General features: G+C 71.0%; 20 protein-coding genes. 2 read left to right on the forward strand and 18 right to left on the reverse strand.

What is annotated here, in order from left to right:
• Nucleotides 1-129: 129 nt before the first annotated feature.
• Nucleotides 130-1386, reverse strand: a complete 1257-nt coding sequence (locus tag ACQRWP_RS14320) for a phosphodiester glycosidase family protein (RefSeq protein WP_430502719.1) — start codon at nt 1384-1386, stop codon at nt 130-132.
• 358 nt (nt 1387-1744) lie between these two features.
• Between ACQRWP_RS14320 and ACQRWP_RS14325 the strand changes: the two genes are divergently transcribed.
• Nucleotides 1745-7207: a carboxyl transferase domain-containing protein gene (locus ACQRWP_RS14325; protein ID WP_430502720.1), complete on the forward strand. Its 5463-nt coding sequence runs from the start codon at nt 1745-1747 to the stop codon at nt 7205-7207.
• Nucleotides 7208-7292: 85 nt separating this feature from the next.
• Here the strand turns inward: ACQRWP_RS14325 and ACQRWP_RS14330 are convergent, their stop codons facing one another.
• The 12 genes from ACQRWP_RS14330 to ACQRWP_RS14385 form a co-directional block, all read right to left on the reverse strand.
• A complete protein-coding gene (locus tag ACQRWP_RS14330; protein ID WP_430502721.1) occupies nt 7293-7754 on the reverse strand; it encodes a hypothetical protein in 462 nt (153 codons plus the stop codon).
• A 76-nt stretch (nt 7755-7830) separates the two neighbouring features.
• The gene (locus ACQRWP_RS14335; RefSeq protein WP_430502722.1) at nt 7831-8889 is read right to left on the reverse strand and encodes a threonine aldolase family protein; all 1059 of its coding nucleotides are present in this window, start codon (nt 8887-8889) and stop codon (nt 7831-7833) included.
• Nucleotides 8890-9065: 176 nt separating this feature from the next.
• Nucleotides 9066-9953: a peptidoglycan DD-metalloendopeptidase family protein gene (locus ACQRWP_RS14340; RefSeq protein ID WP_430502723.1), complete on the reverse strand. Its 888-nt coding sequence runs from the start codon at nt 9951-9953 to the stop codon at nt 9066-9068.
• A 107-nt stretch (nt 9954-10060) separates the two neighbouring features.
• Nucleotides 10061-10639, reverse strand: coding sequence for a sigma-70 family RNA polymerase sigma factor (locus tag ACQRWP_RS14345; protein WP_430502724.1), 579 nt, complete (start codon nt 10637-10639; stop codon nt 10061-10063).
• A gap of 171 nt (nt 10640-10810) precedes the next feature.
• Nucleotides 10811-12637 carry an ABC transporter ATP-binding protein gene (locus ACQRWP_RS14350; RefSeq protein ID WP_430502725.1) on the reverse strand — a complete coding sequence of 609 codons (1827 nt, stop codon included), beginning with the start codon at nt 12635-12637 and terminating at the stop codon, nt 10811-10813.
• Complete coding sequence (locus ACQRWP_RS14355) at nt 12634-14340, reverse strand: ABC transporter transmembrane domain-containing protein (RefSeq protein WP_430502726.1); 1707 nt, start codon at nt 14338-14340, stop codon at nt 12634-12636. Before ACQRWP_RS14355 ends, ACQRWP_RS14350 begins: the two co-directional genes overlap by 4 nt.
• Before the next feature lie 57 nt (nt 14341-14397).
• On the reverse strand, nt 14398-14988 hold the full coding sequence (locus ACQRWP_RS14360; protein WP_430502727.1) for a gluconokinase: 591 nt from the start codon (nt 14986-14988) through the stop codon (nt 14398-14400).
• Nucleotides 14978-16207, reverse strand: coding sequence for a D-mannonate dehydratase ManD (manD, locus tag ACQRWP_RS14365; RefSeq protein WP_430502728.1), 1230 nt, complete (start codon nt 16205-16207; stop codon nt 14978-14980). The genes ACQRWP_RS14360 and manD overlap by 11 nt, the downstream gene beginning before the upstream one ends.
• Before the next feature lie 31 nt (nt 16208-16238).
• Nucleotides 16239-17387, reverse strand: coding sequence for a galactonate dehydratase (dgoD, locus tag ACQRWP_RS14370; protein ID WP_430502729.1), 1149 nt, complete (start codon nt 17385-17387; stop codon nt 16239-16241).
• 6 nt (nt 17388-17393) lie between these two features.
• Complete coding sequence (locus ACQRWP_RS14375) at nt 17394-18209, reverse strand: carbohydrate ABC transporter permease (protein WP_238683956.1); 816 nt, start codon at nt 18207-18209, stop codon at nt 17394-17396.
• A complete protein-coding gene (locus ACQRWP_RS14380) occupies nt 18206-19159 on the reverse strand; it encodes a carbohydrate ABC transporter permease (RefSeq protein WP_430502730.1) in 954 nt (317 codons plus the stop codon). The genes ACQRWP_RS14375 and ACQRWP_RS14380 overlap by 4 nt, the downstream gene beginning before the upstream one ends.
• A 75-nt stretch (nt 19160-19234) precedes the next feature.
• Complete coding sequence (locus ACQRWP_RS14385) at nt 19235-20473, reverse strand: ABC transporter substrate-binding protein (RefSeq protein ID WP_430502731.1); 1239 nt, start codon at nt 20471-20473, stop codon at nt 19235-19237.
• Between the two features lie 183 nt (nt 20474-20656).
• On the opposite strand from ACQRWP_RS14385, the gene ACQRWP_RS14390 reads away from it, so the two are divergent.
• Nucleotides 20657-21445, forward strand: coding sequence for a FadR/GntR family transcriptional regulator (locus ACQRWP_RS14390; RefSeq protein WP_430502732.1), 789 nt, complete (start codon nt 20657-20659; stop codon nt 21443-21445).
• 177 nt (nt 21446-21622) lie between these two features.
• Here the strand turns inward: ACQRWP_RS14390 and ACQRWP_RS14395 are convergent, their stop codons facing one another.
• From ACQRWP_RS14395 to ACQRWP_RS14415, 5 genes are all read right to left on the reverse strand, one after another.
• On the reverse strand, nt 21623-22363 hold the full coding sequence (locus ACQRWP_RS14395) for a DUF6069 family protein (RefSeq protein ID WP_430502733.1): 741 nt from the start codon (nt 22361-22363) through the stop codon (nt 21623-21625).
• 5 nt (nt 22364-22368) lie between these two features.
• Nucleotides 22369-23370 (reverse strand): RNA polymerase subunit sigma-70, encoded by a 1002-nt coding sequence (locus ACQRWP_RS14400; RefSeq protein ID WP_430503202.1) that lies wholly within the window; start codon nt 23368-23370, stop codon nt 22369-22371.
• Between the two features lie 206 nt (nt 23371-23576).
• A complete protein-coding gene (locus ACQRWP_RS14405; protein WP_430502734.1) occupies nt 23577-24938 on the reverse strand; it encodes a carbohydrate-binding domain-containing protein in 1362 nt (453 codons plus the stop codon).
• Between the two features lie 148 nt (nt 24939-25086).
• On the reverse strand, nt 25087-25998 hold the full coding sequence (locus tag ACQRWP_RS14410) for a hypothetical protein (protein ID WP_430502735.1): 912 nt from the start codon (nt 25996-25998) through the stop codon (nt 25087-25089).
• Between the two features lie 12 nt (nt 25999-26010).
• Nucleotides 26011-26799 (reverse strand): SDR family NAD(P)-dependent oxidoreductase, encoded by a 789-nt coding sequence (locus ACQRWP_RS14415; protein ID WP_430502736.1) that lies wholly within the window; start codon nt 26797-26799, stop codon nt 26011-26013.
• Nucleotides 26800-26804: the final 5 nt, after the last annotated feature.

A 26804-nucleotide genomic window follows, 5' to 3' on the forward strand; every position in this document is an offset into this window, starting at 1 on the left:
CGCCTCCCGTGAAACGTGCCCAATCACCATCGCCGCGCACCCTATCCGTCCCGCCTCGGCCATTGGGGGCACGCTTTCGCCCCGCCCCGTCGGGACCAGGGGCGGGGCGAATTCGAGCAGGTGGATCGATCAGTGCTTGCCCACGAAGATGCCGATGCCGTTGGCGACCATTCGCTCCGTACCGTCGGATGGGCTGTTGCGGGCGGTGGCAGCGGCCTGGCCCGGCTCGCGGACGGCGACCGTGCTCGAACCGCCGCCGTCGAGGTTCACGGCGGCGTCCGCGCCGAGCGAGCGCATCAGGTCGGCCAGTTCGGCGATCGTGAACCCGGCGCTGGCCGGGGCGCGGCCGGCCAGGGCGACCAGGTAGACGGTCCGGCCGTCGGGGCTGACACCGGCCGCGCTGCGTACCGCGGCGGTCTTGGTGTCCAGGCCGGCCAACGGCGCGGCGTCGCGCAGGATCGGCGCGCCACCGACCGCGAAGGTCAGCTTCGGCTTGCCGGCGGAGACGAGCTTCTCGCGTACCTGCACCCGGTCACCGACGGCGAGGTCGTCGAGCGCGTCAGCGCCGCCCTCACGGCCGACCAGCACCTGGGTGTCGGCCGGGATCGCGCCCGCACCGGGCGTCGGGCCGACCGCGGTCACCACGCCGTCGCGTACGGTCACCTCGTAGGTGTGGGTGCTGCACGGGTCGCTGCGGCTCGTGTCGGTGCCGCAGGTGGACCGGACCCGGGAGGCGGTCCCCCAGTCGGCGGTGAACAGACCGACGCCGTCGACCGGGAGCGCGTACTGGTTGAGGCCGCCCAGCGCGATCGTGCCCTTCCTGCTGCGCACCTCGCCGTCCAGGCTCAGGGTGTCGACGCGCGCCTTGCCGTTCACACCGACGCCGAACACGTCGCGGGTCGAGGTGCCGGGGGCCAGGCCGGGGCCGAAACGCTGTGCGTTCGGCACCGCGAACTTCAGCTCCTCGCCGTCGGCGATCTCCGGACCGGACGACGAGTAGGTCGGGGTGACGCCGGTGTGCGTCTCACTGTTGTTGAAGAAGTCGCCGTTGACACCGGCGATGGCACCCTGCTCGTTCGTCATCGCCGAGACGACAGTGCGCTGCGCCACCGCGTCGGGGTGCAGCAGGTCGAGGGAGACCTTGTTCTTCTTCAGGTCGGCGGTGAGCAGGTAACCGACGGTGACGCCCCGGGGCGTGTTCACCTCGAACGAGCCGTACGTGACGCCCGGGGCGAGCTGCTCGGTCGAGGTGATGGTGATCGGGGTGTCCGTCGCGGGTACCGTGGCGGTCGCGGCGTGGGCGACGCCGGTCGGCGTGACGAGCGCGGTCAGCCCCGCCGCGAGCAGCAGCGCCAGACGTGGGCGTACGAGGTGCGGTGACCTCATTGCCGCTCCTTTCCTGGTGCGTTCCTGGCCTGGGCCGGGATGGTCGAGCCGGGCCGGCGGTTGACCGGACCGGCGATGATCTTCCTGGTCAGCCGATCACCCGGGGGTGAACACGGGAGGCTGCGGACGTGAACCGCCCGCAGCGTCTTGATCAACTGCCGGAGCGGCCGGATCGGGTCGGCGGAGGTCAGCACGGTCCCCGGGGTGCCAAAAAGTTTTGTGCACTTCCTACAACTGAGGGACGGTGGGTTCGGTGGTTGCGCCATAGCGCTGGCCGCCGCCACGCGGAAAGGTGATCACTGCTGGGAGCCGTCGTCTCTCGGCACGCAGGTCGAGGTCTAGCTAAGGGGTTCTTCGGGTGTTCAACCGTGTCGCCATCGTCAACCGTGGTGAAGCCGCCATGCGGCTCATCCACGCGGTCCGCGAGCTGGCCGCGGAGACCGGCATCCAGCTCGAAACCGTGGCTCTCTACACCGATGTCGACCGCAACGCCACATTCGTTCGCGAAGCGGATATCGCCTACGATCTCGGCCCGGCGTCCGCCCGCCCGTACCTCAACCTGGCGGTGCTGGAGCGCGCGCTGACCGAGACCGGGGCCGACGCCGCGTGGGTCGGCTGGGGCTTCGTCGCCGAGGATCCGGCGTTCGCCGAGCTGTGCGAGAAGATCGGCGTCACCTTCGTCGGGCCGAGCCCGGACGCCATGCGCCAACTCGGCGACAAGATCGGCTCGAAGCTGATCGCCGAGAAGGTCGGCGTGCCGGTCGCGCCGTGGAGCCGCGGTGCCGTCGAAACCCTGGACGCGGCACGTGCCTCGGCGGCCGAGGTCGGCTACCCGTTGATGCTGAAGGCGACCGCCGGCGGTGGCGGGCGAGGCATCCGCGTGATCAGGAACGACGCCGAACTGGTCGACGCGTACGAGCGCACCAGCCAGGAGGCGGCACGGGCGTTCGGCAGCGGCATCGTGTTCCTGGAGCGCCTGGTCACCGGGGCTCGGCACGTCGAGGTCCAGGTGATCGCCGACGGGCAGGGCACCGCGTGGGCGCTCGGCGTCCGCGACTGCTCGGTGCAGCGGCGCAACCAGAAGGTCATCGAGGAGTCGGCGTCACCGGTGCTCGACCCGGCGCAGGCCGCCGAGCTGAAGACGTCGGCCGAGCGCCTGGCCGTGGCTGTCGGTTACCGAGGCGCGGCGACCGTCGAGTTCCTCTACCACCCCGGGGACCGGTTGTTCGCGTTCCTCGAGGTCAACACCCGCCTCCAGGTCGAGCACCCGATCACCGAGCTGACCACCGGGTTCGACCTGGTCAAGGCGCAACTGCACGTCGCCGCCGGCGGGCGACTCGAAGGCGCGCCGCCGGCCGAGCGCGGGCACGCCATCGAGGCGCGGCTCAACGCCGAGGACCCCGACCGCGACTTCGCCCCGTCCCCCGGCCGCATCGCCCGGCTGGACCTGCCCAGCGGCCCCGGCATCCGGGTGGACACCGGCGTCAGCGAGGGTGACACCATCCCGGCCGACTTCGACTCGATGATCGCGAAGATCATCGCGTACGGCCGCGACCGCGACGAGGCGCTCGGCAAGCTGCGCCGGGCGATGGCGAACACCACGGTGATCATCGAGGGCGGGGCGACGAACAAGAGCTTCGTGCTCGACCTGCTCGACCAGCCCGAGGTGATCGACGCCAGCGCGGACACCGGCTGGATCGACCGCGTCCGCGGCGAGGGCCGCCTCGTCACGCACCGCCACTCCGCGGTCGCCCTGGCCGCCGCCGCCATCGAGTCGTACGAGGAGGAGGAGCGTGTCGAGCGGCAGCGGCTGCTGTCGACGGCGGCCGGCGGGCGCCCGCAGGTGCAGCACGCCAGCGGCCGACCGTTGGACCTCAAGCTGCGCGGCGTCGCTTACCGCACCCGCGTGGCGCGCGTCGGCGCGCACCGGTTCCGGGTCGGCATCGAGACCGGCCCCGTCGTGCGTACCGCGGACGTCGAGCTCGACCGCTTCGACCGGCACACCGGTCAGATCGTCGTCAACGGCATCCGCTACCGCCTACTCACCGGCACGTACGGGCCGACCCACCTGGTCGAGGTGGACGGCGTGACGCACCGGGTCAGCCGGGACGAGGGTGGCGTCCTGCGCTCCCCGATGCCCGCGCTGGTCGTCGCCACGCCCCTGGAGGTCGGCGCGGAGGTCGAGGCGGGCGCTCCGGTGCTGGTGCTGGAAGCGATGAAGATGGAGACGGTGCTGCGGGCGCCGTTCAAGGCGCGGCTCAAGGAGTGCGCCGTCTCGGTGGGCAGCCAGGTGGAGGCGGGCGCGCCGCTGCTGCGCCTGGAGCCGCTCGCGGACGACGCCGAGGAGACCACTGACGACCCGAGCGCCGAGACCGTCGAACTGGACCTGCCCAGCGCCGCCGCGGACATCCCGGCGGACGAGCGCACCAGGCGCGGACAGGAGGACCTACGGGGTCTGCTGCTCGGCTTCGACGTCGACCCACACGACGACCGACGGGTGCTCGACGGCTACCTCACCGCGCGGCGCGCGGCCACCGAGGCCGGTCAGCGGCCCCTGGCCGCCGAACTCGACCTCATCGAGGTGTTCGCCGATCTCGCCGAACTGAGCCGCAACCGGCCGACGGGCGAGGACGGCGGCGCCGCGCACGTGCACAGCGCCCGGGAGTACTTCCACACCTACCTGCAGAGCCTCGACGTCGAACGGGCCGGGCTGCCGGACGCCTTCCAGACCAGGCTCGGCAAGGCGCTCGGCCGCTACGGCGTCACCGACCTGGACCGCACCCCCGCCCTCGAAGCCGCCGTCTTCCGGATCTTCCTCGCCCAGCAACGCGCCTCCGCGGACGCACAGGTCATCGCGGCGCTACTGCGCGCCTGGCTGCGGGAGACCCCGCCGGACGAGACGCTGCGCGAGCCGGCCGGCCTCGCGCTGGAGCGGCTCATCGCCGCGACGCAGGTCCGCATCCCCGTGGTCGCGGACCTCGCCCGCGGCGTCGTGTTCGCCTGGTTCGCCCAGCCACTGCTGCGCCGCAACCGCGCCCGCGTCTACGCAGAGGTCCGTGGACACCTGCGGCACCTCGACGCGCACCCGGACGCGCCGGACCGCGCCGAGCGCATCGCCGAGATGGTACGCAGCACCGAGCCGCTGGTCCGGCTGCTCGGCCAGCGACTCGTCCGCGACCACCTCGACAACGCGGTCATGTTGGAGGTGCTGACCCGGCGCTACTACGGCAACCGGTCGCTCACCAGCGTGCGTACCCGCGAGGTCGCGGACTGCACGTTCGTGGTCGCCGAGCGCGCCGACTCGAGCGTGGTCTCCGCCGCGGTCAGCTTCGACGCGCTGGGCAGCGCCCTGCGGGGGCTGGCCGAGCTGTCCACCGGCGAGGACGCCGTGGACGCCGACATCTACCTCGGCTGGGAGAACCAGCCGGAGGACTTCGACGCGATGGCGGCCGCGCTGGCCGAGGTCATCGCCGCGCACCCGCTGCCGCCCCAGGTCCGTCGGGTCACCACCACCGTCGCGGGTCGCGGCGGTGCGGTGATGCACCACCACTTCACCTTCCGCCCGTCGGGCGACCAGTTGACCGAGGACCGGCTGATCCGTGGGCTGCACCCGTACATCGCGCAGCGGATGCAGCTGGAGCGGCTGCACAAGTTCGACCTGACCCGGCTGCCGTCGTCGGACGAGGAGGTCTACCTCTTCCAGTGCGTGGCGCGGGAGAACCGGGCCGACGAGCGCCTCGTCGCGTTCGCGCAGGTGCGTGACCTCACCGAGCTTCGCGAGCAGGACGGCCGCCTGGTCGCGCTGCCGACGACCGAGGACGCCATCGCCGCCTGCCTCGACTCGATCCGCCGCGCCCAGTCGCGGCGGCCGTCGAAGACGCGCTTCAACACCAACCGCATCGTGGTCTACGTGTGGCCGCCGAGCGAGCTGACCCGCGAGGAGATGGAGATGATCGCCGGGCGGGTCCGCCCGACGACAGCGGGCGCCGGCCTGGAGGAGATCCTCTTCATCGCGCGCCAGCGCGACCGCCGGACCGGCGAGCTGACCAAGATCGCCGTACGGATCTCGTTCGACGCCGCGGGCGGCGCCGAGCTGGCCGTCGGAGAGCCGCCGGTCGAGCCGATCGAACCGCTCGACGAGTACCGGCTCAAGGTGCTGCGGGCCAGCAGCCGCAACACCGTGTACCCGTACGAGCTGACCGGCCGGCTCGGCGACTTCGTCGAGCACGACCTCGACGACGACCACGTGTTGGTACCGGTGGACCGGCCGAAGGGGCGCAACAGCGCCGCCATCGTCGCCGGAGTGGTCACGACGCCGACCGAGCGCTACCCCCAGGGTGTTACCCGGGTGGTGCTGCTCGGCGACCCGACGAAGTCGCTGGGCGCCCTGTCGGAGCCGGAGTGCCGGCGCGTCATCGCCGCACTGGACCTGGCCGAGCGGATGCAGGTGCCGCTGGAGTGGTGGGCGCTGTCCGCCGGGGCCCGGATCTCGATGACCTCCGGTACGGAGAACATGGACTGGGTGGCCGCGGCGCTCAAGCGGATCGTCGAGTTCACCCAGGCCGGCGGTGAGATCAACATCGTGGTCGCGGGCATCAACGTCGGCGCGCAGCCGTACTGGAACGCCGAGGCGACGATGCTCATGCACACCAAGGGCATCCTGGTGATGACGCCCGACTCGGCGATGGTGCTCACCGGCAAGCAGTCGCTCGACTTCTCCGGTGGCGTGTCGGCTGAGGACAACTTCGGCATCGGCGGCTACGACCGGGTGATGGGGCCGAACGGGCAGGCGCAGTACTGGGCGCCGAACCTGACGGCCGCACGGGACGTGGTGATGGCGCACTACGACCACACGTACGTCGCGCCCGGCGAGGACGCGCCCCGGCGGGCGGTCACCAGCGACCCCGCCGACCGTGACATCTCCGCCTTCCCGCACGACGTGGCGGGCAGCGCCTTCGCCACCGTCGGGGAGATCTTCTCCGTCGAGTCCAACCCGGACCGCAAGAAGCCGTTCGACATCCGCACTGTGATGCGGGCCCTCTCCGACCAGGACCACCCGGTGCTGGAGCGCTGGGCCGGCATGGCGGACGCGGACACCGCTGTCGTGCAGGACGTCCACCTCGGTGGCATCCCGGTCTGCCTGCTCGGCATAGAGTCCCGGTCGGTGCCACGGCACGGCTTCCCGCCCACCGACGGTCCGGACACCTACACGGCGGGCACCCTGTTCCCCCGCTCGTCGAAGAAGGCCGCGCGGGCGATCAACGCGGCCAGCGGCAACCGGCCGCTCGTCGTGCTGGCGAACCTGTCCGGCTTCGACGGCTCACCGGAGTCGATGCGCAAGCTGCAACTGGAGTACGGCGCCGAGATCGGCCGGGCGATCGTGAACTTCCGGGGGCCCATCGTCTTCTGCGTGATCTCGCGCTACCACGGCGGCGCGTTCGTGGTGTTCTCGAAGGCGCTGAACGCGAACATGACGGTGCTGGCGCTGGAGGGCTCGTTCGCCTCGGTGCTCGGCGGCGCACCCGCCGCCGCTGTGGTGTTCTCCGCCGACGTCACCGCCCGTACCGCGGCCGACCCTCGGGTGCGGGACCTGGAGGCCCGCACCGCCGCCTCGGCCGGCACCGAACGCGCCGCGTTGACAGCGGAGCTCGACGAGCTGCGCTCGTCGGTGCGCGCGGAGAAACTCAGCGAGGTGGCAGCGGAGTTCGACCGGGTGCACAACATCCACCGCGCCGTCGAGGTCGGCTCGGTGGACGCCGTCATCCGCGCCGCCGAGCTGCGTCCGCGCATCATCGAGACCATCGAGGCCCGCCTGGGCTAGCGCGACCCGTACGCCCACACCACGTCAGCACCACCGGTCGACGACCGGTGGTGCTGACCGTATGGGGGGTGAGGTGCTTGGCGGTCTAGCTGAGCGCCACGTTCAGCGCGACGGCGACGGCGAGCCAGACGATGACGGTGCCGAGACCGATACCGACCATGGCGAGCGCCTTGACGGCGGTTGTCATCCGGGTGCGGGCAACTGTCAGGTTCGCCCAGACGCCCAACGCCCCGACCAGCGCGCCCAGGAGACCGCCGACGGTCAACAGCAGGATCGGCAGCATAGCCAGGATGCGCAGGAAGATCGGCGTGGAGGGCCCGGTCCGGTGCTTGACACCGTTGACCTCCACGGTCGGGTAAGGGTCGGCGAGAACGTTGCGCACCGTGGCTTGGACGACACCACCGTCCACCGCCGGCAACGCGTAACGTTTGCCAGTCCTGGGGGCCGGCACTCCGCCGACGGTGACGGCAGGGTGGCCGAAGAGTGCCTTGGTGGCGATGACGATCGGGCCAGCCACGCCGGCGACTTGGAGCGGTTCGGTGTTCACCGGCGTGATCTTAGGAACCCCGGTACGCCCCGTCCATCCCGTTGACCGAGCGGGGTGCCGCCCGTCGCCCTCGGGATCAGGTGGCGTGTCGCAGCAGCTCGCGGATGAACGTGACGACCTCGTCCGGGGCGAGGTCCATGGCGTTCTCACCGACGCTGACTTCGAACGAGCACCGGTCCGGATCTGGCGCGGACCGGACCCGGCCGAACAGCTCCACCCCGTCGGCGGCGAGCAGGGCGTCGGCGGCCCGCATCGCGGCGTCCGGGCCGACGGGAAGGTGGACGTGGAACAGGGGTGTCTGTGGTGGGTCCGGGAAGGCACGGGCGACCCCGTCGGCGTTGATGGCCGCCGCGATCGCCACCGCGTGCTCCCGGTGTGCCGGCAGCCGGGGCAGCAGGGTGTCCAGGCCGTGCAGTGCGGTGAGCGCCAACGGCCACGCGTCGTACACGTCGCCGCCGAGCCGCCGGCGCCACACCCGGGCCTCGGCCACCAGTGCGGTGTCTCCGGCGAGCGCGGCACCGCCGACGCCCTGAAGCCCCTTGTAGAACGAGACGTACGCGGTGTCGAACAGCGCGACGATCTCGGCGAACGGCCGCTGGTAGTACGTCTGGGCCTCCCACAGGCGCGCGCCGTCGAGGTGGACGGCCGCGCCGCTCTCCCGCATCGCTTCGGTCTGCGCGACGAGGTCGTCCCACTCCGGCAGCAACCCCCCGATGTCCCGTTGCGGCAGCTCCCAGACCGCCGCCGCGAGCGGTTCGGCGACGGCGGCGAGGTCGGCCAGAGTCATCAGCCGGTGACGGTCGCCGGCAGGCTGGAAGCGCAGCCCGTGCACGACGCTGTACCCCCGGTGCTCCCAGACCTCCAGATGGCTCTGCGGATGGGCGGCGAAAGCCGGGCGGCCACGTCGGTCGGCGTGCACCCGCAGGGCGACCTGCTGTGTCATCGTTCCGGACGGGAAGAACAGCGCTTCGTCCTTGCCGAGCAGGGATGCCATGCGCCGTTCCAGCACAGCCACCGGCCCGTCCGGCCCATGCGGTGGCGTGTCGGGATCGACCTGGGCCAGCATCGACCGCAGCATGCCGTGCGGCCGACGGCGCAGGTCCGAGTGCAGGAAGAGGGAACGTCGCACGACCATCGCGGGAGCATCCAATCCGGCCGGGCCGAGCCTGCGGCGGCGGGGTGTCCGGCCGGGCCTACCGGACACGCAGCCTACCTTGTTGCAACATGTTGGCAATAGCCGACGCTCGCGGGGTGCGCGCCTCGGCTGCTCAGCCAGAGGGACGGGAACGCGCTACGCCCACAGTTGAACCGTCAGTTCCACCGGTCCTGGTTGAGGAACCGGGCGAAACCCCGCCACGAGTTCGGCCCCATCACCCCGTCGATCGGGCCGGTGTAGCCCCACCCCGAGGCGAGGCGCTGGACCGCCATCCAGGTGTTCGCTCCCGGCACGCCGTCGAGCGGGCCGGTGTAGCCGTAGCCGCGCATGGCCTGTTGCAACGCGGCATAGGTCCGCACACCGGGCGCGCCGTCGATCGGGCCGGTGTAGCCGGAGGTGATCCGCAGCCAGTTCTGCATGCGTTGGTAGAAGATGGTGCCGGGGATGCCGTCCTGCTCGGTGGACGTCTTCGGCAGGCCACCTCCACCCGGGTTCTGGTTGACGTAGGTCAGCGGGTTGATGCGTACACCGCTGGGGTTGATCATGTGCCAGTGCACGTGGGGCCCCGTCGAGCTGCCGGAACCGGGGGCGCCAGCCGCGCCACCCGAGCGGCCCACGATCGCGCCGGCACCGACGGCTGTGCCGTTGGCCAGCAGGAACTGCGACAGGTGCAGGTACTGGCTGCGGTAGCCGTCCGCGTGCTGGATGGTCACCGTGTGGCCGCCCGTACCGTTGTTCGGGATGTTCTGGATCGTGCCGGCACCGCAGGCCGGCAGGTTCGTCCCGACGTCCATCGCGAAGTCGATGCCGCCCAACGAGCCGCGGTTGAGGTGGTCCTGCCAGCTTCCGGTGATCGGGTAGCCAGCGAACGGGTTGTAGATGGCGGGCGCGGCACGGGCGATCCCCGGCAAACCGATGACAGCGCCGACGGCGAGGGCGCCACTGGCCGACACGGTGCCGCGCAACAGCCTGCGGCGGCTCAACCCCGTCCGCGGCTGCTCCCCGTCGTCGCCGCAGCAGGCAGGCAGATGGTCGTGTTTCATCACCAGTCTCCGTACGGTCGCAGAAGACCATGGACCACCGAGGGTAGCCGTCCGGTGTTACTTCGATCAATGTCCGGAACGCCGCACGGTGACGGCAGTATCCACCCTCAGCCGGTTCGTCGCTCGTGGCTCGGGTCGGTGTCGGCCTGCCAGGCGGCGACGAGATCCTCGCGCGCCCTGGCGACCCGGGAACGGATCGTGCCGACGGGGCACTGGCAGACGTCCGCCGCCTCGGCGTAGGACAGGCCGAGCACCTGGGTGGCGACGAACGCCTCACGGCGCTCCCGGGTCAGTCCGGCGATCAACTGGTGCAGGGTCACGCCCTCGTCGGCACCGGCGGTGATCGCACCGGCGGCCTCGGCCGCCGCCTGCCAGTCCGGCACCGCCGCCATCCTCGGCCGGGCCACCGCCGTCCGGACGTGATCCACGGCGACACGCCGGGCGATGGTGAACACCCAGGTACGGGCCGACGAGCGGCCGGCGAAGCCGGGCAGGTTGCGAATCGCCCGAAGGAACGTCTCCTGGGTCAGGTCGTCGGCCTCCCCCGGCCCGGCCAGGTGCGACAGGAAGCGCCAGACCTGGTCCTGTAGTGCCCGGATGAACGCCGTGGCGGCCTGCCGGTCACCCTGACCCGCCTCCCGCGCCCACCGGGTCACCTGGTCGTCGTCAGCGACGCCGTTCCGCACAGACCACCGTCCTGAGTGCCACGGGCGCTCCTTCATGCCGAGATGCCGTCGTCGGAACGCCGCCGGTCGGCCGCGCACTCTGGTGGTCGCCGGCCGGTCCGGAAAAGTTCCCGGGGTTCCCACGTTCGACTGATCTCGCGGATGTCCGAGGTGACGGGAACCGAGGGTCGCTCAGCTCGGGACGGGCTGGTCGGCGCTCTCGCGTTCTCGCGGGAGCACGGGGTCGGGCATGCTCCACGAGCGCCACAGCTGGCTGTACCCACCCCCGGCCCTGAGCAACTCGGCGTGCGTGCCGTGCTCGGCGACGCGCCCCTGGTCGAGGACGACGATGCGGTCCGCGGTGGCCGCCTGGCTGAGTCGGTGGGCGACGATCAACGTGGTGCGGCCCTCGGTGGCCGCCACGGCGGCGCGGTCGAGGTCGCGCGCGCCCGCGCTGCCCGCCTCGGCGGTAGCCTCGTCGAGGACCGCGACGGCCGGATCGGCGAGGATGAGGCGGGCCAGCGCGAGCTGCTGGGCCTGGGCCGAGGTGAGCTGCCGCCCACCCTCCCCCACCGCGGTGGCGAGGCCGTCGGGCAGGGTCCGCACCCACTCGGTGGCGCCGACGAGGTCGAGGGCGGTGGCGATCTCGGCGTCGGTGGCGTCCGGGTCGGCGAGGCGCAGGTCGTCGGCGAGCGGCCCGGCGAAGACGTGCACCTCCTGGCTGATCAGGGCGATCTCCCGACGGAGGCGGTGCTCGCCGAGTTGGGCCAGCGGCACGCCGCGCAGGGTCACCGCGCCGTCGGTGGGCGCGATGATGCCGGCGATGATGCCGGCGAGGGTGCTCTTGCCCGCGCCGCTCGCGCCGACCAGGGCGACGCGCTCCCCGGGTGCGAGACGCAGGGCGGTGTCCCGCAGCACCACCGGCCCGTCGTCGTAGCGGTGCTGCCCGACGGTCACGTCCAGTGCCGCCGGTACGCCCCGATCGTGGCGGGTGGGCTCGGTGCCGGCGGGGGCCGCGGTGTCCGGCAGGGTGGTGACCCCGACGAGTCGGGCCAGGCTGGCCCCGGCCTGTAACACCGAGTCCGACTCGAACAGCAGCAGGCCGATGGGGTTGAAGAGGCGGTGGAAGTAGAGCGCGGCCGTGGTGGCGGCGCCGACGGTGGCCAGGTCACCGCGTACCAGCAGGAACCCGGCGAGCAGCACGGCGGCGAGCCCCACGAACTCCGAGCGGTTGATGCGCAGCCCGAAGCGGGTGTACAGACCGAAGATCTCCAGCGACAGGTCGCGGGCGACGCCGGAGCGCTCCGCGATCCGCGCGACGTGGGCGTCCTCCATCCGGTAGGCGCGCACGGTGGCCGCGCCCCGCAGCGCCTCGGCCGTCGCCTGCGCGCGCTCGCCCGTCGCCACCCGCTCGCGGGCGTAGTACGGCACCGACCGCTTGAGGTACCAGCGCAGCGCCACCGCGTACGCCGGGGCGGCGACCAACCCGGCGATGCCGAGCCGCCAGTCGAGGGCGAAGAGCCCCGCCGCGGTCAGCACGACGGACAGCAGCGCGCCGAGGAAGGCCGGGCCGCTGGTGGCGATCACATTCGTCACCACGGCCACGTCGTCGCCGGCACGGGCCACCAGGTCCCCGGTCCCGGCCCGCTCCAGGGTGGCCGACGGCAGGTGCAGGGCGCGGTCGAGGACCCGCTCCCGGAGTCGGGCCAGCACGGTCTCGCCGAGTCGCGCGGCGACCGCCGCTCCGGCCGCGGTGAGGAGTCCCGCGAGCACGGCGGCGCCCGCGATCACGGCGGCCCAGGCCACCACCCGAGGTGTGTCGGTCCCGGCGATGACGTCGTCGACGAGGCGACCGAGCACCCAGGGGGCGACCAGCCCGGTCGCGGCGGCGACGACCAGCAACGTGCCGGCGACGGCGCTGAGCCCCGGCAGGAGGGCCAGCTCGGTACGGAGGGCGGCCCAGGTCTGCCGGCCGGTGGCCGTCGGCAGCAGGTGCCGGGTGATCGGCTCGGACGTCATCGCAGGGTTTCCTCCCGGTAGCGGGCGTCGCTGGCGAGCAACCGCTCGTGCGGACCCTCGGCGACGACCCGTCCCCGGTCGATCACCGCGACCCGGTCGGTGATCCGCAGCAGCGCCGGGCTGGTGGTGATCAGCAGCGTGCCGCGGGGTCCCACCCCGCGAGCCTCGGCCAGTCTCGTGGCGAGCAACCCCTCGGTCACCGCGTCGACCGCCGTGGTGGGGTTGTGCAGCACCAGCACCGGCGGGTCGGCGACGAGCGCCCTCGCCAGCCCGATCCGCTGCCGCTGCCCACCGGAGAGGTTCGCCCCGCGTTCGGTGAGCAGGCGGTCGAACCCGTGCGGGTGCGCGGCGAGCACGTCCTCGGCGGCGGCAGCCCGCACGGCGGCACGCAGCACCTCGTCGTCGACGGAGGCGCCGGCGCTGAGGTTGGCGCGCAGCGTCCCCTCGAACAGCGCCACGTCATGCTGCTCGACCAGGACAATGGCGCGCGCGGCGTCGATGTGCAGCTCGTCGGCGGGCACGCCGTCGACGCGGAGCGTCCCCCGGTGGTCCGCGCGGGGCACCCGGCCGGCCAGCAGCGCGACCAGCGCCTCGGCGTCGCTCGGGTCGTAGGCGAGCACGCCCAGGATCTCACCGGCGCGGACGCGCAGGCTGACGTCGTCGAGGCCCGCGTACGAGACCCCGTCGAGGGCGAGCCGGGACGGGCTCGGGGCGGGCGGGCCGGCGTCACCCGGCTGGACGATCGGCGCGGCGCCGAGGACCCGGGCGACCCGCCCCGCGGAGGCTCGGGCCATGGCGAACAACTGGACGCAGTACCCGAGCGTCTGCACCGGCTCGGCGATGAACTGGGCCAGCCCGACCACGGCGACGAGCTCGCCGATGGTGAGCCGGCCCTGAAGCGCGAGCCAACCGGCGACTCCGGCGACCGTGGCGAGGAAGAGGCCGTTGACAGTGGTGGTGAGCCCGAGGTGCAGACCCTTGGTGGTGGCGGCGCGCAGGGTCACGTCGAGCGCGTGGCGGCTGGCTCCCGCGTACCGGCGGGCGGCGTGGTCCTGTGCGCCGATGCCGCGCAGCACGCGCAGGCCGGAGACGAGGTCGACGGCGAGGGCGGTCGTGGCGGCGAGCGCCTCCTGCTGCGACGTGCTGCGCCGGGTGAGCAGCGGCGACATCCGCTGGAGGGCGACGACCAGCAGGGGTACGCCGATGAGCACCCCGAGGCCGAGGGGAACGTCGACGACGAGCAGCGCGACGGCCGCGACCACGATGGCGGTGAGCGCCGCGGCGGTGAGTCCCGCGACCCGCACGACGAGCGCGGACAGCTCGGCGTCGGAGGCCGTCACGGACAGCAGTTCGCCGTCGCGCATGCCCGACCGGCGTCCACGCGGGTCGAGGGCGCTGCGGACGATCTCGACCCGGGTGGCGTGCGCCTCGTGTTCGACGGCGGCGAACGCCAGTCGCGCGCCGGCCCGGTAGGCGAAGGCGAGCACTGTGAACAGGGCGGCCAGACCGGCCAGTGAGAGCAGCAGAGCGCGGACGTCCCCGGTGGCCACCGCACGGTCGATGACCACGCCGATGGCCACCGGGACGAGGGCTTCGGTGGCCTGGTGGGTGCAGAGCAGCGCGATGCCGGCGGCCACCCGGGTTCGCTGTCGACGCAGCGCGCGACGGAGCACCACACCACCGGTGGTCTCGGCGACTGTCATGCTCGGTATCGATGAGGGCACGGCGACAGACTCCACTTACGATTAGGGCAGGCTAACCTAACATGCCTCCGAAGTGGGGTTGGACGCGCGGTCGCGATGCTCCCCCACCGCCACCGAAGCGGGCAGACCGAGACCCTTGACGGCCGCCGCGACCAGGGCTTCCGGGGGCAGCGAGACATCGAGTACGAGCACCGACTCGTCCGGCTCGGCCGGTTCCAGCGTGGCGAGCTGCGACTCCAGCAGACTGGCCGGCATGTAGTGCCCCTCGCGCCGGGCCATTCGGGCTCGGATGATCTCCACCGGGCCGTCCAGGTGCACGAAGTCCACCCGGAGCGGGCCCTGGCGGAGCACGTCCCGGTACGACCTCTTCAACGCCGAGCAGGCCAGCACCGTCGAGCGGCCCTCCGCGCCGCGCTCGGCGATCCACCCGGCGATGTCCCGCAGCCAGGGCCACCGGGTGGTGTCGTCCAGCGGTACGCCGGAGCGCATCCGCGCCACGTTCTGCGGGGAGTGGAACTCGTCCGCCTCGGCGAACGTCAGCCCCGTCGCCACGCCGATCCCGCGCGCCACAGTGGTCTTGCCGGCCCCGGAGACGCCCATCACCACGACGTGCCGGGTGGGCCGGGCGCCGCGCCGCTCACCAGTCATGGACCGTGCCGTCCTTGAGCCGGTTGAACGGCAGGTACGCCGGCTCGTACGGGAACCGGGCCGCCGCCTCCTCGTCGAGCTCCACCCCGAGCCCCGGTTGGTCGCCCGGGTGCAGGTAGCCGTCGCTGAAGGTGAACGACTGCCGGAACACCTCGTTGGCCAGCGGGGTGTGCTTCATGTACTCCTGGATCCCGAAATTGTGGATGGCCAGGTCCAGGTGCAGCGCCGCGGCCATGCCCACCGGGGAGATGTCGGTGGGGCCGTGGATGCCGGACTTGATCTGGTACTGGGCGGCGAAGTCGAGCAGCTTGCGCATGGCGGTGATGCCGCCGGTGTGGGTGACCGCGGACCGGACGTAGTCGATCAACTGCTCCCGGATCAGGGTCTGGTAGTCCCAGACCGTGTTGAAGACCTCACCGATGGCCAGCGGGGTGGTGGTGTGCTGGCGGACCAGCCGCAGCGACTCCTGGTTCTCGGCCGGGGTGCAGTCCTCCAGCCAGAACAGGTCGTACGGTTCGAGGGCCTTGCCGAGCTTGGCGGCCTGGATCGGGGTCATCCGGTGGTGACCGTCGTGCAGCAGCGGCAACTCCGGGCCGAACTCGCCGCGCACCGCCTCGAAGACCGACGGTAGGTGGCGCAGGTACGCGCGGGTGTCCCAGTCCTCCTCGGCGGGCAGCGGGGTGCGCTGCGCGGGCTCGTAGTCGTAGCGCTGGCCGGTGGAGCTGGGCTGCGCGGCCACGCCGTAGACCGCGTTGATCCCGGGCACCGAGGTCTGCACCCGGATCGACCGGAAGCCCTCGTCGAGGTGGCGACGGATCGAGTCGAACAGTTCGGGGATGTCCCGCCCCGACGCGTGCCCGTACGCCATGATGCCGGTGCGCGACGCGCCGCCCAGCAGTTGGTACAGCGGCATGCCGGCGGCCTTGGCCTTGATGTCCCACAGCGCGACGTCCACCGCTGCGATGGCCGCCATGGTGACCGGGCCGCGCCGCCAGTACGCCGACCGGTACAGGAACTGCCAGGTGTCCTCGATGCGGTGCGGGTCCCGTCCCATCAGCAGTGGGGCGACGTGGTCGCGCAGGTACGAGGCGACGGAGAGCTCACGGCCGTTGAGCGTGGCGTCGCCCAGGCCGGTGATGCCCTCATCAGTGGTGATCTTGAGCGTGACGAAGTTCCGGTCGGGGCTGGACACGATGATGTCTGCTGCGACGATCTTCACGGGGCGCCTTTCGTTCTTGCCGGTCGGGGTCTCACCACTCCGCGTAGGAGCCGTCGGGGTGCCGCCAGGTCGGGCTGCGCCAGGCGTGCCCGCGCTTGTCAGCGGTCCGCACGGCGTGTTCGTCGATCTCGATGCCGAGACCGGGCGCGGTCAACCGCTGCACGTACCCGTCGACGAAGGTCAGCGGGGTCTGGTCGAGGCAGTAGTCGAGCACCTCGGCGCCCTGGTTGTAGTGGATGCCGATGCTCTGCTCCTGAATCAGGAAGTTGGGTGTGGCGAAGCCGACCTGGAGGCAGGCGGCGAGGGCGATCGGCCCGAGCGGGCAGTGCGGGGCGAGCTGCACGTCGTACACCTCGGCCAACGTGGCGATCTTGCGAACCTCGGTGATGCCGCCGGCGTGCGCGAGGTCCGGCTGGGCCACGGCGATGCCGGCCTGCAACACGGGCAGGAACTCCTGCCGGCTGTAGAGCCGCTCCCCGGTCGAGATGGGGGTGGTGGTGCAGCGGACGACCTCACCGATCAGGTGCGAGTTCTCCGGCACCACCGGTTCTTCCAGGAAGAACGGCCGGTACGGCTCCAGCAGCGGGGCGACCCGCCGGACGTTGGCGAGGGTGAACCGACCGTGGAAGTCGACAGCGACGTCGCGGTCGTCGCCGAGGACCTCGCGGGCGGCGGCCACCCGCTGCACCACCGCGTCGAGGTCGGCGACCGAGGCGAGCGCGCCCATCCGCCCGGACGCGTTCATCTTCACCGCGGTCAGGCCCGCCTCGATCCGGGCACTGATCTGGTCGCGGATCTCGGCGGGCTCGTCACCACCGACCCAGCCGTAGACCCGGATCCGGTCCCGGACCGGCCCGCCGAGGAGTTGGTGCACGGGGGCGCCGTAGTGCTTGCCGGCGATGTCCCAGAGCGCCTGGTCCAGACCGGACACCGCGCTGGCCAGGATCGGGCCACCCCGGTAGAAGGACCCCTTGGTCAGCACCTGCCAGTGGTCCTCGATGCGCAGCGCGTCCCGTCCCGTGAGCAGCCCGCTGAGCTGGTGGACGGCCGTGCGCACGGTCTCGGACCGGCCCTCGCAGGTCGCCTCGCCCCAGCCGACGATGCCGGACTCCGTCTCGATCCGAACAAACAGCCAGCGGGGCGCGACCAGGAAGGTCTCCACAGTTGCGATCGTCGTCATGCCCGGTCAGCCCTTCGTGGCACCGGCGGTGAGGCCGGAGACGACGTACTTCTGCACGAACAGGGCGATCAGCATGATCGGCAGGGTGACCACTGTCGCGGCGGCCATCAGACCACCCCAGTCGATGCTGGCGTAGCCGACGAAGTCGAAGATCGCGACGGGGAGCGTCTTGGTGTCGGAGCCGGAGAGCACCAGGGCGAACATGAAGTTGTTCCAGGAGAAGATGAAGGAGAGGATGCCGGCGGTCGCGACGCCGGGCACCGACAGCGGCAGGGTGATCCGCCGGAACGCGCCGATGTGGGTCAGCCCGTCGACCAGCGCGGCCTCTTCCAACTCGGTCGGCAGGCCGTCGAAGTAACCCATCATGATGTAGACGATCAGCGGCAGCGACACGAACATGTGACTCAGGATCAGCACTGTGAAGCCGCCGACCATCTTCAGGTTCGAGAAGACGTAGTACCAGGGCACCAGGAGCGAGACGCCGGGGATCACCCGAGCCATGAGCACGACGAGCGCGGACTTCTTCATGCTGAACCGGCTCATCGAGTACGCGGCGGGCACCCCGAGCAGGAGCGAGAGCGTGGTGGCCGCGAACGCCACCCAGAGGCTGTTGCCGATGAACTCGAGATAGTTCGCCTGCTGGAGAACGGTCTCGTAGTTCTTCAGGCTGGGCGAGAAGACGAAGGCCTTGGCGGTGTCGTAGATGTCCACGTTGGTCTTGAACGACGCGGCGATCATCCAGAGCAGCGGCGCCATCAGCGCGAACACCACGACGACGAGAGCCGAGTTGCGGAACACCCGGTACGGCTTGCTCGGCTTCATCGGCCCAGCCCCTTCTTGCGATAGGTGAGGGCCCACATCACCCCGATGATGATCAGGAAGAAGATGATGAGGACGGTCGACGAGACGCCGTAGTCGTTGTAGTCGAAGCTGAGGCCGTACGCGTACACGTTGAGGGTCTCGACCTCGTGGAAGGACCCACCGCCGCGCCCCTTGGTGGCGTAGAGGATGTCGAACGTCTTCAACGCGTCGATGCCGCGCAGCAGGATGGCGACGATCACCGTGGGCATCAGCAGCGGGAGGGTCACGTGCCGGAACCGCTGCCAGCTGCTGGCACCGTCGATCCGGGCCGCCTCCTGGGGCTCGTCGGAGAGCGAGGTGAGCCCGGCGAGCAGGATCAGCACGACCATCGGGGTCCACTGCCAGATGTCGATGAACATCGTCGTCGGCAGGGCCGAGTTCTGCCCGGCCAGCCAGGGCTGGGGGCCGATGCCGATCCAGCCGAGCAGCTGGTTCGCCATCCCGATGTTGGGGTCGAAGATCAGCCGCCACATCATGCCGACCGCCACCGGGGTGGCCACCAACGGCAGGAGGATCGCGACGCGGACCCACTTTTCACCGCGGAAGGGCCGCCACAGCAGCAGGGCGATCGCCATGCCGAGGACGACCTCGAAGAACAGCACGACGCCGGTGAAGAGGACCGTACGCCAGACCGCCGGCCAGAACCGGTCGGTGTCGGTGAGCACGTCGAGGTAGTTCTGGAAGCCGATGAACTCGGACTCGGCGCGTACCGAACCCTCGGCGTCGGTCAGGCTCAGGTACCCGGTCCACGCCACCGGAAAGATGATCAGCACGGCGACGAACGCCATGGCGGGTGCCGCGAAGAGCCACTTGCGGTGTTCGTTGGCCCAACGCGACCAGGCCGACGTCGTGTCCGGGGGCGCCGCGGAGGCCTCGGGCGAATCGGTACGGGGGGTGAGAACGGCTGACATTGAGATCTCCGGGTTGGAGGGGTCAGGTCCCGGCGAGGCGGCGGAGCCGGTCGGCCCCGCCGCCCAGCGCCTCGGTTACTTCGCCTCGTCGTCGAGGAACTTCTGGAACGCCGCGTTCGCCGTGTCCGCCGAGCTGGCGGCGTCCTTGCCGGTGATCGCGTCCACGATCGGCTGGCCGACGATCTCCCGCGCCTGGGCCACCTTGACCACCAGCGGACGGTCGTGCCCGACCCCGTTGGTGGTGCTGACCGTGTTGGCCTCGGCAAGGTCCTTCGGGTAGGAGGCGGTACCCGCCGGGTTCGCCCAAACCGAAGCGCGGGCACCGGGTACGCCGGCCGTCTGCTGCGCCAGCGCCTGCTCCTTGCCAGCGGCCCACTGGATGAACTTCCAGGCGTTGTCCTTGTTCTCCGAGCTGTCGTTCACGCCGAGCGCCCAGGACGGGATGTTGTACGGCTTCGATCCGGCCGGGCCGGCCGGGAAGGCGGCGAAGCCGACGGAGTCGACGACCTTTGACTTGGTCGGGTCGGTAGCGTTCTTGTAGAGCGAGTTGGCCTCGGTGTAGAAGGCGGCCTTGCCCTGCGTGAAGATCGCCATCGCCTCCGACCAGCTCATGTCGGTGCTGATGTTCTCCGGGCCGTGGTCCCTGAGCAGCCCGCCGTAGTAGGCGTACGCCTGCTTGGCCTGCTCGGTGTTGACAGTGGCCTTTCCACTGGCGTCCACGAAGTCGCCGCCGAAGCTGAAGAGGAAGCTGGAGAACTGCGTGACGGCGGCGGCTTTGCCGGTACGAGCGACGAAGCCGGCGACGCCCGGGTTGTCGGCCTCGATCTTCGCGGCCTGCGCCTTGAGCTCGTCGAGGGTCTTGGGCGGCGCGGTGAAACCGGACTTCGTCAGCAGGTCCTTGCGGTAGTAGAGGACCTCCTGCTCGGTGATGATCGGCAGCCCGACGACCTTGTCCTCATAGGTCGTCGCCTGCACCGGCCCGGCCTGGAAGTCACCGAACTCGAAGGCGCTGTCGGACTTGACCTTCTCGCTCAGGTCGGCGAGGTACTTGTTCTTGCCGAACAGCTTCCCCTCCTGAAGGGGCCGGTACATCATCACGTCGAGGTCGTCGGACCCGGCGTTCAGCTTGACGTTGTACTGGTCGGAGAGCTGGTCCTCACCGAGCTGGGTGACTTCGACCTTGAGGCCGGACTGCTTCTCGAACTCCGGCAGGACCTTCTTGATGTTCTCGGTCCACACGTGGTTGACCAGTGTCACGCGAACGGTCTTCGAGCCCTCGCCGCCGCCATCGCCGCCGCAGGCGGTCAGGCTCATGGCGGCGACCACAGCCAGAGAAGTGCCGATTATCGATCGACGTCGCACGCTTGTCTCTCCTTCTGTCGTGGCCGCCGCCCTCGAGAGGGCCGCTACCTCGGTGTTACATCTGCTTAACATCGGGATGCTAGGCCGAAAAACCTGATTACCTCAAGAGGTAGATACAAATGATATGATCTTTGAGTGGAACCGTCCTCAACAGAGGTTGCAGCCGCACCGGCCCTCCCCGCCGAGTCCGGGCTGCACGCGCGCGTCCTCGAACACCTCGGCACCGCCATCTGCGGCGGTGAGGTGGCACCCGGATCGGTCCTCAACATCGACGAGCTGGTCGACCGGTACGCCGTGTCCCGCTCGGTCGTCCGCGAGGTGCTGCGGGTGCTGGCCTCGATCGGATTCATCGAGGCGCGTCGACGGGTAGGTGTGATGATCCGGCCGGCGAGCGCCTGGAACGTCTTCGACCCGCAGGTGATCCGCTGGCGTCTCGCCTCGGCCGGCCGGATGGCCCAGCTCCGCTCGATCACCGAACTACGCACCGCCGTCGAGCCGCACGCGGCCTTCCTGGCCGCCAGCCGGATCGGTCGTGACGAGGCGAGCGACCTCGTCGGGCTGGCGGCGAAGATGTGGGCGGCCGGCGAGGCCGGCGACGAGGAGCGCTTCCTGCACCTCGACATCGAGTTTCACCGGCGCGTCCTGCTCGCCTCCGGAAACGAGATGTTCGTCCGGCTCCAGGAGCTGGTCGCGGAGGTGCTCACCGGCCGGCACAAGCACCACCTCATGCCGCACCACCCGCACGAGCAGGCCCTCCAAATGCACGCCGACGTCGCCCAGGCGATCCAGCGGCGCGACGGTGAGCGTGCCCGGCAGGCCATGGTGCAGCTGATGGAGCAGGCCTTCGACGAGATGAAGTCGCTGTGGGAGCAGACCGCCCTACCCGACCGAAGCGCGGATAGCGGTCCGACGACCACCAGATGACCGGAGCATGAGGCACGATCCTTGATCGACTTGGTTTCCGCGAAGTCGCGGCGTCGCACCGCGCCGGACACCCCGATATCCGCGGAGCCGACTGGATCACGTAGACCCAGGAGGGCCGGCCCAGCGGGCCGGCCCTCCTGCCGTTTCGATGGGCGCAACCGCCAGCCCGAATTGTCGTCAGTCGGTCCGGGTACGGAGGCTCCGTGCCAGAGCCGGGATCATCACCGCCGCGGCGACGAGGTGCAGCCCGAGGAGGGCGGTGATGGTGGCCGTGTTCGCCCCGGAGATGAGGGGCGGGACCAGCGAGAGCGCGGTCAGCGCGACTGTCGTCCACACGAACCGGTCGGCGGGCCGAGCACTCCACCGGAGCAGAGCCACGGCGATGACGACGCCCACGACCGAGAAGAAGCCGGTCACCACTGCGATCCCGGACACCGGAATCGTCTCGCCACCATCGGGGATCTCGAAGTCGACGCCGGCGGCCCGGGCCAGCGCGGCAGCGAGGGTGGTGGTCACCATCGCCGCGAGCGTGGCAATCAAGCCGGTGCCGGCGAGCCTGCGGAATCGATGGGTGTGGCTGTGTCGGCCCGAAGCCGGATCGGCGACGATCTCGGTGTCCTTCATGCTGATCATGTCGTCTCCCTCATCTGGGGGCTGCGGTAAAGGATGTGTCGACTGGCGTGTGACTGCACCGGGCGTGAAGACACGCACTCTCGCCGTGCGACGGCCGGGGTTGCGCAGCGCGCGGACGCCGGTGCCGCGCAGCCAGAACCCGGCATCGCGTCCGAGGACCGGCCCGGGCTCTCCGTCGCGCAGCTCCAGCTGAACCCGCCCACGGGTGACCACACCGAACGCGTCGTACCACTCCGCCGTGACCACCGCGGCACGCGCGCCACCAGGCAGCGTGAGCGTCCACACCGGGACTACTCCGTGCCGTCCGCCGGCAGGCGCTCCGGCAGCCCGAGCCGCGGGAACTGGTCGTCGTGGAAGATGAAGACCTCGGTGATGGCACCGCCGGTGATGCGCAGGACGTCGATCGTCAGCGGCAGGTACGCGCCCTCCTGCTCCCGCCAGTGGTAGAAGGCGACGGCGGGCTGGCGGTTCACCGAGGTGGGGACCGCGCGCAGGCCCGTCATGCCATCGAAGCCGTCCTCGACCCAGCTGTTCACCACCGCGTCGCGGCCGACGTACAGGCCCGGCGTGGGCGGCATCGAGTAGCGGACGTCGTCGCGCAGCATGCCAGCGAGCACGTCGACGTTCGTGGCCACGCTGGCGTCGGTGAAGCGGCGCACCAGCTCGCGCGTCCCGGCGTCCTCCTCGCCGCCGGTCCAATCCTGCCGCTCGGCGGGCAGATGTTCCCGCATGCCGGCGCGCGCCCGTTGCAGGGCACTGTTGACCGAGTTGACCGAGTCTCCGAGCAGCTCCGCGACGTCCTTCGCCGGCCAGCCGAGCACGTCCCGCAGGATCAGCACGGCCCGTGGACGTGGCGCGAGGTGCTGGACCGCGACCAGGTACGCCAGCTCGATCGTCTCCCGCGCGACGGCGACGGTCTCCGGCTCGTCCGCGTCGCCAGCGGGCAGCTCGTCGAGCAGCCGGTCCGGGTAGGGCTGCAACCACAGCACCTCGCCGCCGGTCGCCGGCTCCGGGCGGCGCTTGGCGAGCAGGTCCAGGCAGGCGTTGGTGGCGATCCGGTACAGCCAGGCCCGGAACGTCGACCGCCCCTCGAACGTCTCCCGCCGCCGCCAGGCACGCAGGAAGGTCTCCTGCACGGTGTCCTCGGCGTCCTCGAACGACCCGAGCATCCGGTAGCAGTGCACGTGCAGTTCCCGCCGGTGCCGCTGCGCCAGCCCCGAGAACGCCGGCTCGTCGACCTCGCCCAGACCGCTCACGCCCAGCTCCTCCAGCCGCGTGTCCGCACTCATCACGTCATCCTTCCGCCTCGTCATGTCCTGTCCTGTCCTAGGTATGACGGGCGCGGACGCGACAACTCATCACTCGGGCCTGATCGAGATGGTGAGTGGCGGCCGACTGATCCAACAGCCACCGACGGCCGCTGGCCTCACCAACCTGCACGGTCGTCGTGGGAGCGGACGCCCCGACCAGCAGGTGCCACGAGCGCACCACCTCAGCGTCAGCGGACCACGCCGAGCCCTGTAAAGGACCTGTCGTACTCGGTGAACGACTGGTTGTTGTACGGGGCGTAGATCCAGGTCCGCAGCGAGTTGGCGGCGGTGTCGACCTCGACCAGGCGTACCGGGTTGGTGGTGTTGGAGTGGAACGTCTGGAGGAACGTGTAGATCTTGTTGCCGTTGACTCCGGTGTCGACCCGGTTGGCAGCGATGCCGACGTGACCGGAGAAGACGAACCGGATGTTGGCGTACTGCTTGACCAGGTTGTCGAAGAGGTACTGCGGGCTGGTCGCGCCGTACGAGGCGCTCTGCTCGATGTTGCCGCTGCCGTCGATGTAGTCGTGGGTGACGACGATGACGTTGTGCCGGGGGTGAGCGGCGACGACGCTCCTGGCCCAGTTCACGGCCTCGACCCGGGGCCAGAGTTCCAGGGTGAGCACCATCCACTGGACCCCGCCGGCCTCGAAGGTGGAGTACGAGTTGTCCACCTTGCCAGTCTCGAACTGGCCCTTCACCGCGCCGTACTGGCTGGCGGTGAAGTACCGGTTGAAGACGGTGGTGTCGCGGACGAGTTCCCGGGTGTGGGCGGGGTCCCGGGCGGAACCACCCTCGCCGGTCGCCTGGGTGTCGTGGTTGCCGATCGCCAACGAGTACGGGAGGCCCGCGGTCTCGATCGGACGCATCGCGTCGCGGGCGATGACGTACTGGGAGTGGTCGGGGGTGTCCCAGTTGACCACGTCACCGGAGTGCGTCACGTAGCGCAGGTCCAGCGCGGAGCGGTTCTGCACCAGCCAGTTGGTGCGGTTGCGGAACCGGGTGTCCGAGCTGTTGAGCACCTCCTGCTGGGTGTCCGGCAGGACGGCGAAGCTGAACTTCGTGTCGGTGGCGCTCGCGGTTTCCATCCGCGCGTACGCGATGTGGACGTTGCGGTCGCAGGGGTCGGCCCGGAAGTCGTTGATGAGCTGGATCCGCACGGTGTGCTGCCCGGCACCGACCGCTGTGCCGACCGGGTAGGTGCCGTAGCTGGTCGCGCTGACGATGGTGGTCTGGCCGACGGCGACACCGTCGACCGTCACCCGGACGGTCGGCCAGCCCTGGCAGTTGTCCCCGATGGCCCCGATCAGCACCCGTCCGGAGCCGCTGACGCTGGTGGTGGCGTAGCTGGAGTTGCCCCAGAGCGAGGCGTGTGTGCCGGAGGCGGGCACGGGGGTGCCGGTCGCCGTCCGGATCGCCCCGTCCACGACTGTGAATTGGGAGGGCTCGGCGGCGCTCGCCGTACCGCCGGTGAGTGTTCCGCCGGCCACGGCGACCATCAGCGCCGCGGCCGCCGCCACGAACCTGGACCTGGATCTCCTGATACGCACTGCTGATCCTCCCTTGCCGACATCTGCCCACAAGCTGGGCATTCGCAGCGTAGAGAGGATCGGGACGACACATGTGAATGCTTCGAGACCATCCTGAGTACCCGAGCTGTACGTTCCGTTCCCGCACGGCCCGGGACGCGGCGCGGTCCTACCGGCTGGTGCCGCCACCCGATCGATTCGCGCCGGCGGCGGAGGGCCGGTGCGCGATGCGGGGCGCCCGCACGGCGGAGGCGTTGCCGGCGCCGGGGCGGTAGTCGCGTGCCGCGCTGGCCACCATCTCGTCGGCATCGCGAGCGAGCGCCTGCCGGATGTGCGGCGGAACGAACTCGGACGTCGCCATTGCCAGTCGGACCTGCACCGCGCGGTCGTCGACCAGGCGGGTCAGATCGGCCTCGTCCAGTTCGACGGCCCGCACCAGCGCGGCACGGACGTCGACCACCGGGTCCGCGGCGAGCGCGCTGCGCTGCTCGGCGGTGGTCCGCGGGTTGCGGGCAACCCCCTTGCGTACGCGTGCCGTGCGATCGGCCAGCAAGGCGTCGATCACGTCGGGGTCGTGGGTGTGCGTGGCGAGCCGTTCCCGTACCTCGGGTGACACGTCGCCGATCAGCTTGGCGGCCAGCTCCGGCTCCAGCTCACGACTCTCCGCGAGGAGACCGCGAAGCTCCTTGTCCGAGGTCTCCGACATGACCTGGCGGATCGACTCGTCACAGGCCGGGTTGCCGGCGACCGCCCAGCGGACCCACCGGTCGGCGTCCTTGACCAGGCGCATGAGGTTGGCGATCGAGGCGGAGGGGTTCCTCGCCACGGCCTCCCGGACCTGACGATCATGGTCGCGGGTGAGCGGTCGCAGGGCCTGCGCGGGTGCGTCGGCCCGAGCGGCGACCGCCTTGCGGACCAGGACCGACGGGTCGGACGCCAGGTCGATAAGGGTCATTTGTGGCGTTGTGGGGTCCTGAGCGAGGGCGAGCCGAGCGTCAGCGCTGCCACCGATCGGACGGTGGGCGGTGGTGCCGGACCCGCTGTGACGGTCGGCCTCGCCGACGTCCTGCTGTTTCCCCATGCCGCAATCATGTCACGCGCCCGGTTCGGCAGTACCGGCCGCGGGCGGGACCGGGGCCGGTAGGCGCAGGCCGGACATGCCGCCGTCCACCGGCAGCGACGAACCGGTCACCGACCCGGTCGCGGGCGAGGCCAGGTAGACGACGGCGGCGGCCACCTCGTCGGCGGTCACCAGGCGGCCGGTCGGCTGCCGGGACGCCAGCTGCCGCTTCTCGGCCGTCGGGTCGGCCGCGCCGGCGAGCAGGCGGGCCACCCAGGGGGTGTCGACGGTGCCGGGGGCGACACAGTTGACCCGGACGCCCTCCGTCACCAGGTCGGCGGCCATGGCGAGGGTGAGGGCGTGCACGGCACCCTTCGACGCCGAGTACAGGGCGCGTCGGGGCAGGCCGACGGTCGCCGCGATCGAGGAGATGTTGACGATCGCCGCGGACGACGACCGGCGCAGGTACGGCAGGGCGACGGCGCTGGTTCGGGCCACGCCGGAGACGTTGACGTCGAGTACCCGGCTCCACTGCTCGTCGTCGTTGTCCTCCACGGTGCCCACGGCCGAGATGCCGGCGTTGTTCACCAGGATGTCGATGCCGCCGAACGCCTCCGCGATCGAGGCGACGGCCGCGCTGAGGGAGGACCGGTCGGCCACGTCCGCCCGGACGCCGAGCACGCCGGGATCCTCGGGCAGCCCGGACAGCTCCAGGTCCAGGACACCCACCCGGGCGCCGGCGGCGGCGAACGCCCGCACGCAGGCAAGGCCGATCCCCGATCCACCTCCGGTCACCACCGCCACGAGACCGTCACACCGCATGCTGC

This window comes from Micromonospora trifolii (assembly GCF_050516465.1).
Classification (GTDB): domain Bacteria; phylum Actinomycetota; class Actinomycetes; order Mycobacteriales; family Micromonosporaceae; genus Micromonospora; species Micromonospora trifolii.

What these genes read in the sequence shown, in the direction of transcription:
- ACQRWP_RS14320 (WP_430502719.1), bottom strand. Translation starts at nt 1,386, where the DNA reads ATGAGGTCACCGCACCTCGTACGCCCACGTCTGGCGCTGCTGCTCGCG.
- ACQRWP_RS14335 (WP_430502722.1), bottom strand. Translation starts at nt 8,889, where the DNA reads ATGGTCGTGCGACGTTCCCTCTTCCTGCACTCGGACCTGCGCCGTCGG.
- ACQRWP_RS14340 (WP_430502723.1), bottom strand. Translation starts at nt 9,953, where the DNA reads ATGAAACACGACCATCTGCCTGCCTGCTGCGGCGACGACGGGGAGCAG.
- ACQRWP_RS14350 (WP_430502725.1), bottom strand. Translation starts at nt 12,637, where the DNA reads ATGACGTCCGAGCCGATCACCCGGCACCTGCTGCCGACGGCCACCGGC.
- ACQRWP_RS14355 (WP_430502726.1), bottom strand. Translation starts at nt 14,340, where the DNA reads ATGACAGTCGCCGAGACCACCGGTGGTGTGGTGCTCCGTCGCGCGCTG.
- ACQRWP_RS14360 (WP_430502727.1), bottom strand. Translation starts at nt 14,988, where the DNA reads ATGACTGGTGAGCGGCGCGGCGCCCGGCCCACCCGGCACGTCGTGGTG.
- dgoD (WP_430502729.1), bottom strand. Translation starts at nt 17,387, where the DNA reads ATGACGACGATCGCAACTGTGGAGACCTTCCTGGTCGCGCCCCGCTGG.
- ACQRWP_RS14375 (WP_238683956.1), bottom strand. Translation starts at nt 18,209, where the DNA reads ATGAAGCCGAGCAAGCCGTACCGGGTGTTCCGCAACTCGGCTCTCGTC.
- ACQRWP_RS14380 (WP_430502730.1), bottom strand. Translation starts at nt 19,159, where the DNA reads ATGTCAGCCGTTCTCACCCCCCGTACCGATTCGCCCGAGGCCTCCGCG.
- ACQRWP_RS14385 (WP_430502731.1), bottom strand. Translation starts at nt 20,473, where the DNA reads ATGAGCCTGACCGCCTGCGGCGGCGATGGCGGCGGCGAGGGCTCGAAG.
- ACQRWP_RS14410 (WP_430502735.1), bottom strand. Translation starts at nt 25,998, where the DNA reads ATGGGGAAACAGCAGGACGTCGGCGAGGCCGACCGTCACAGCGGGTCC.
- ACQRWP_RS14415 (WP_430502736.1), bottom strand. Translation starts at nt 26,799, where the DNA reads ATGCGGTGTGACGGTCTCGTGGCGGTGGTGACCGGAGGTGGATCGGGG.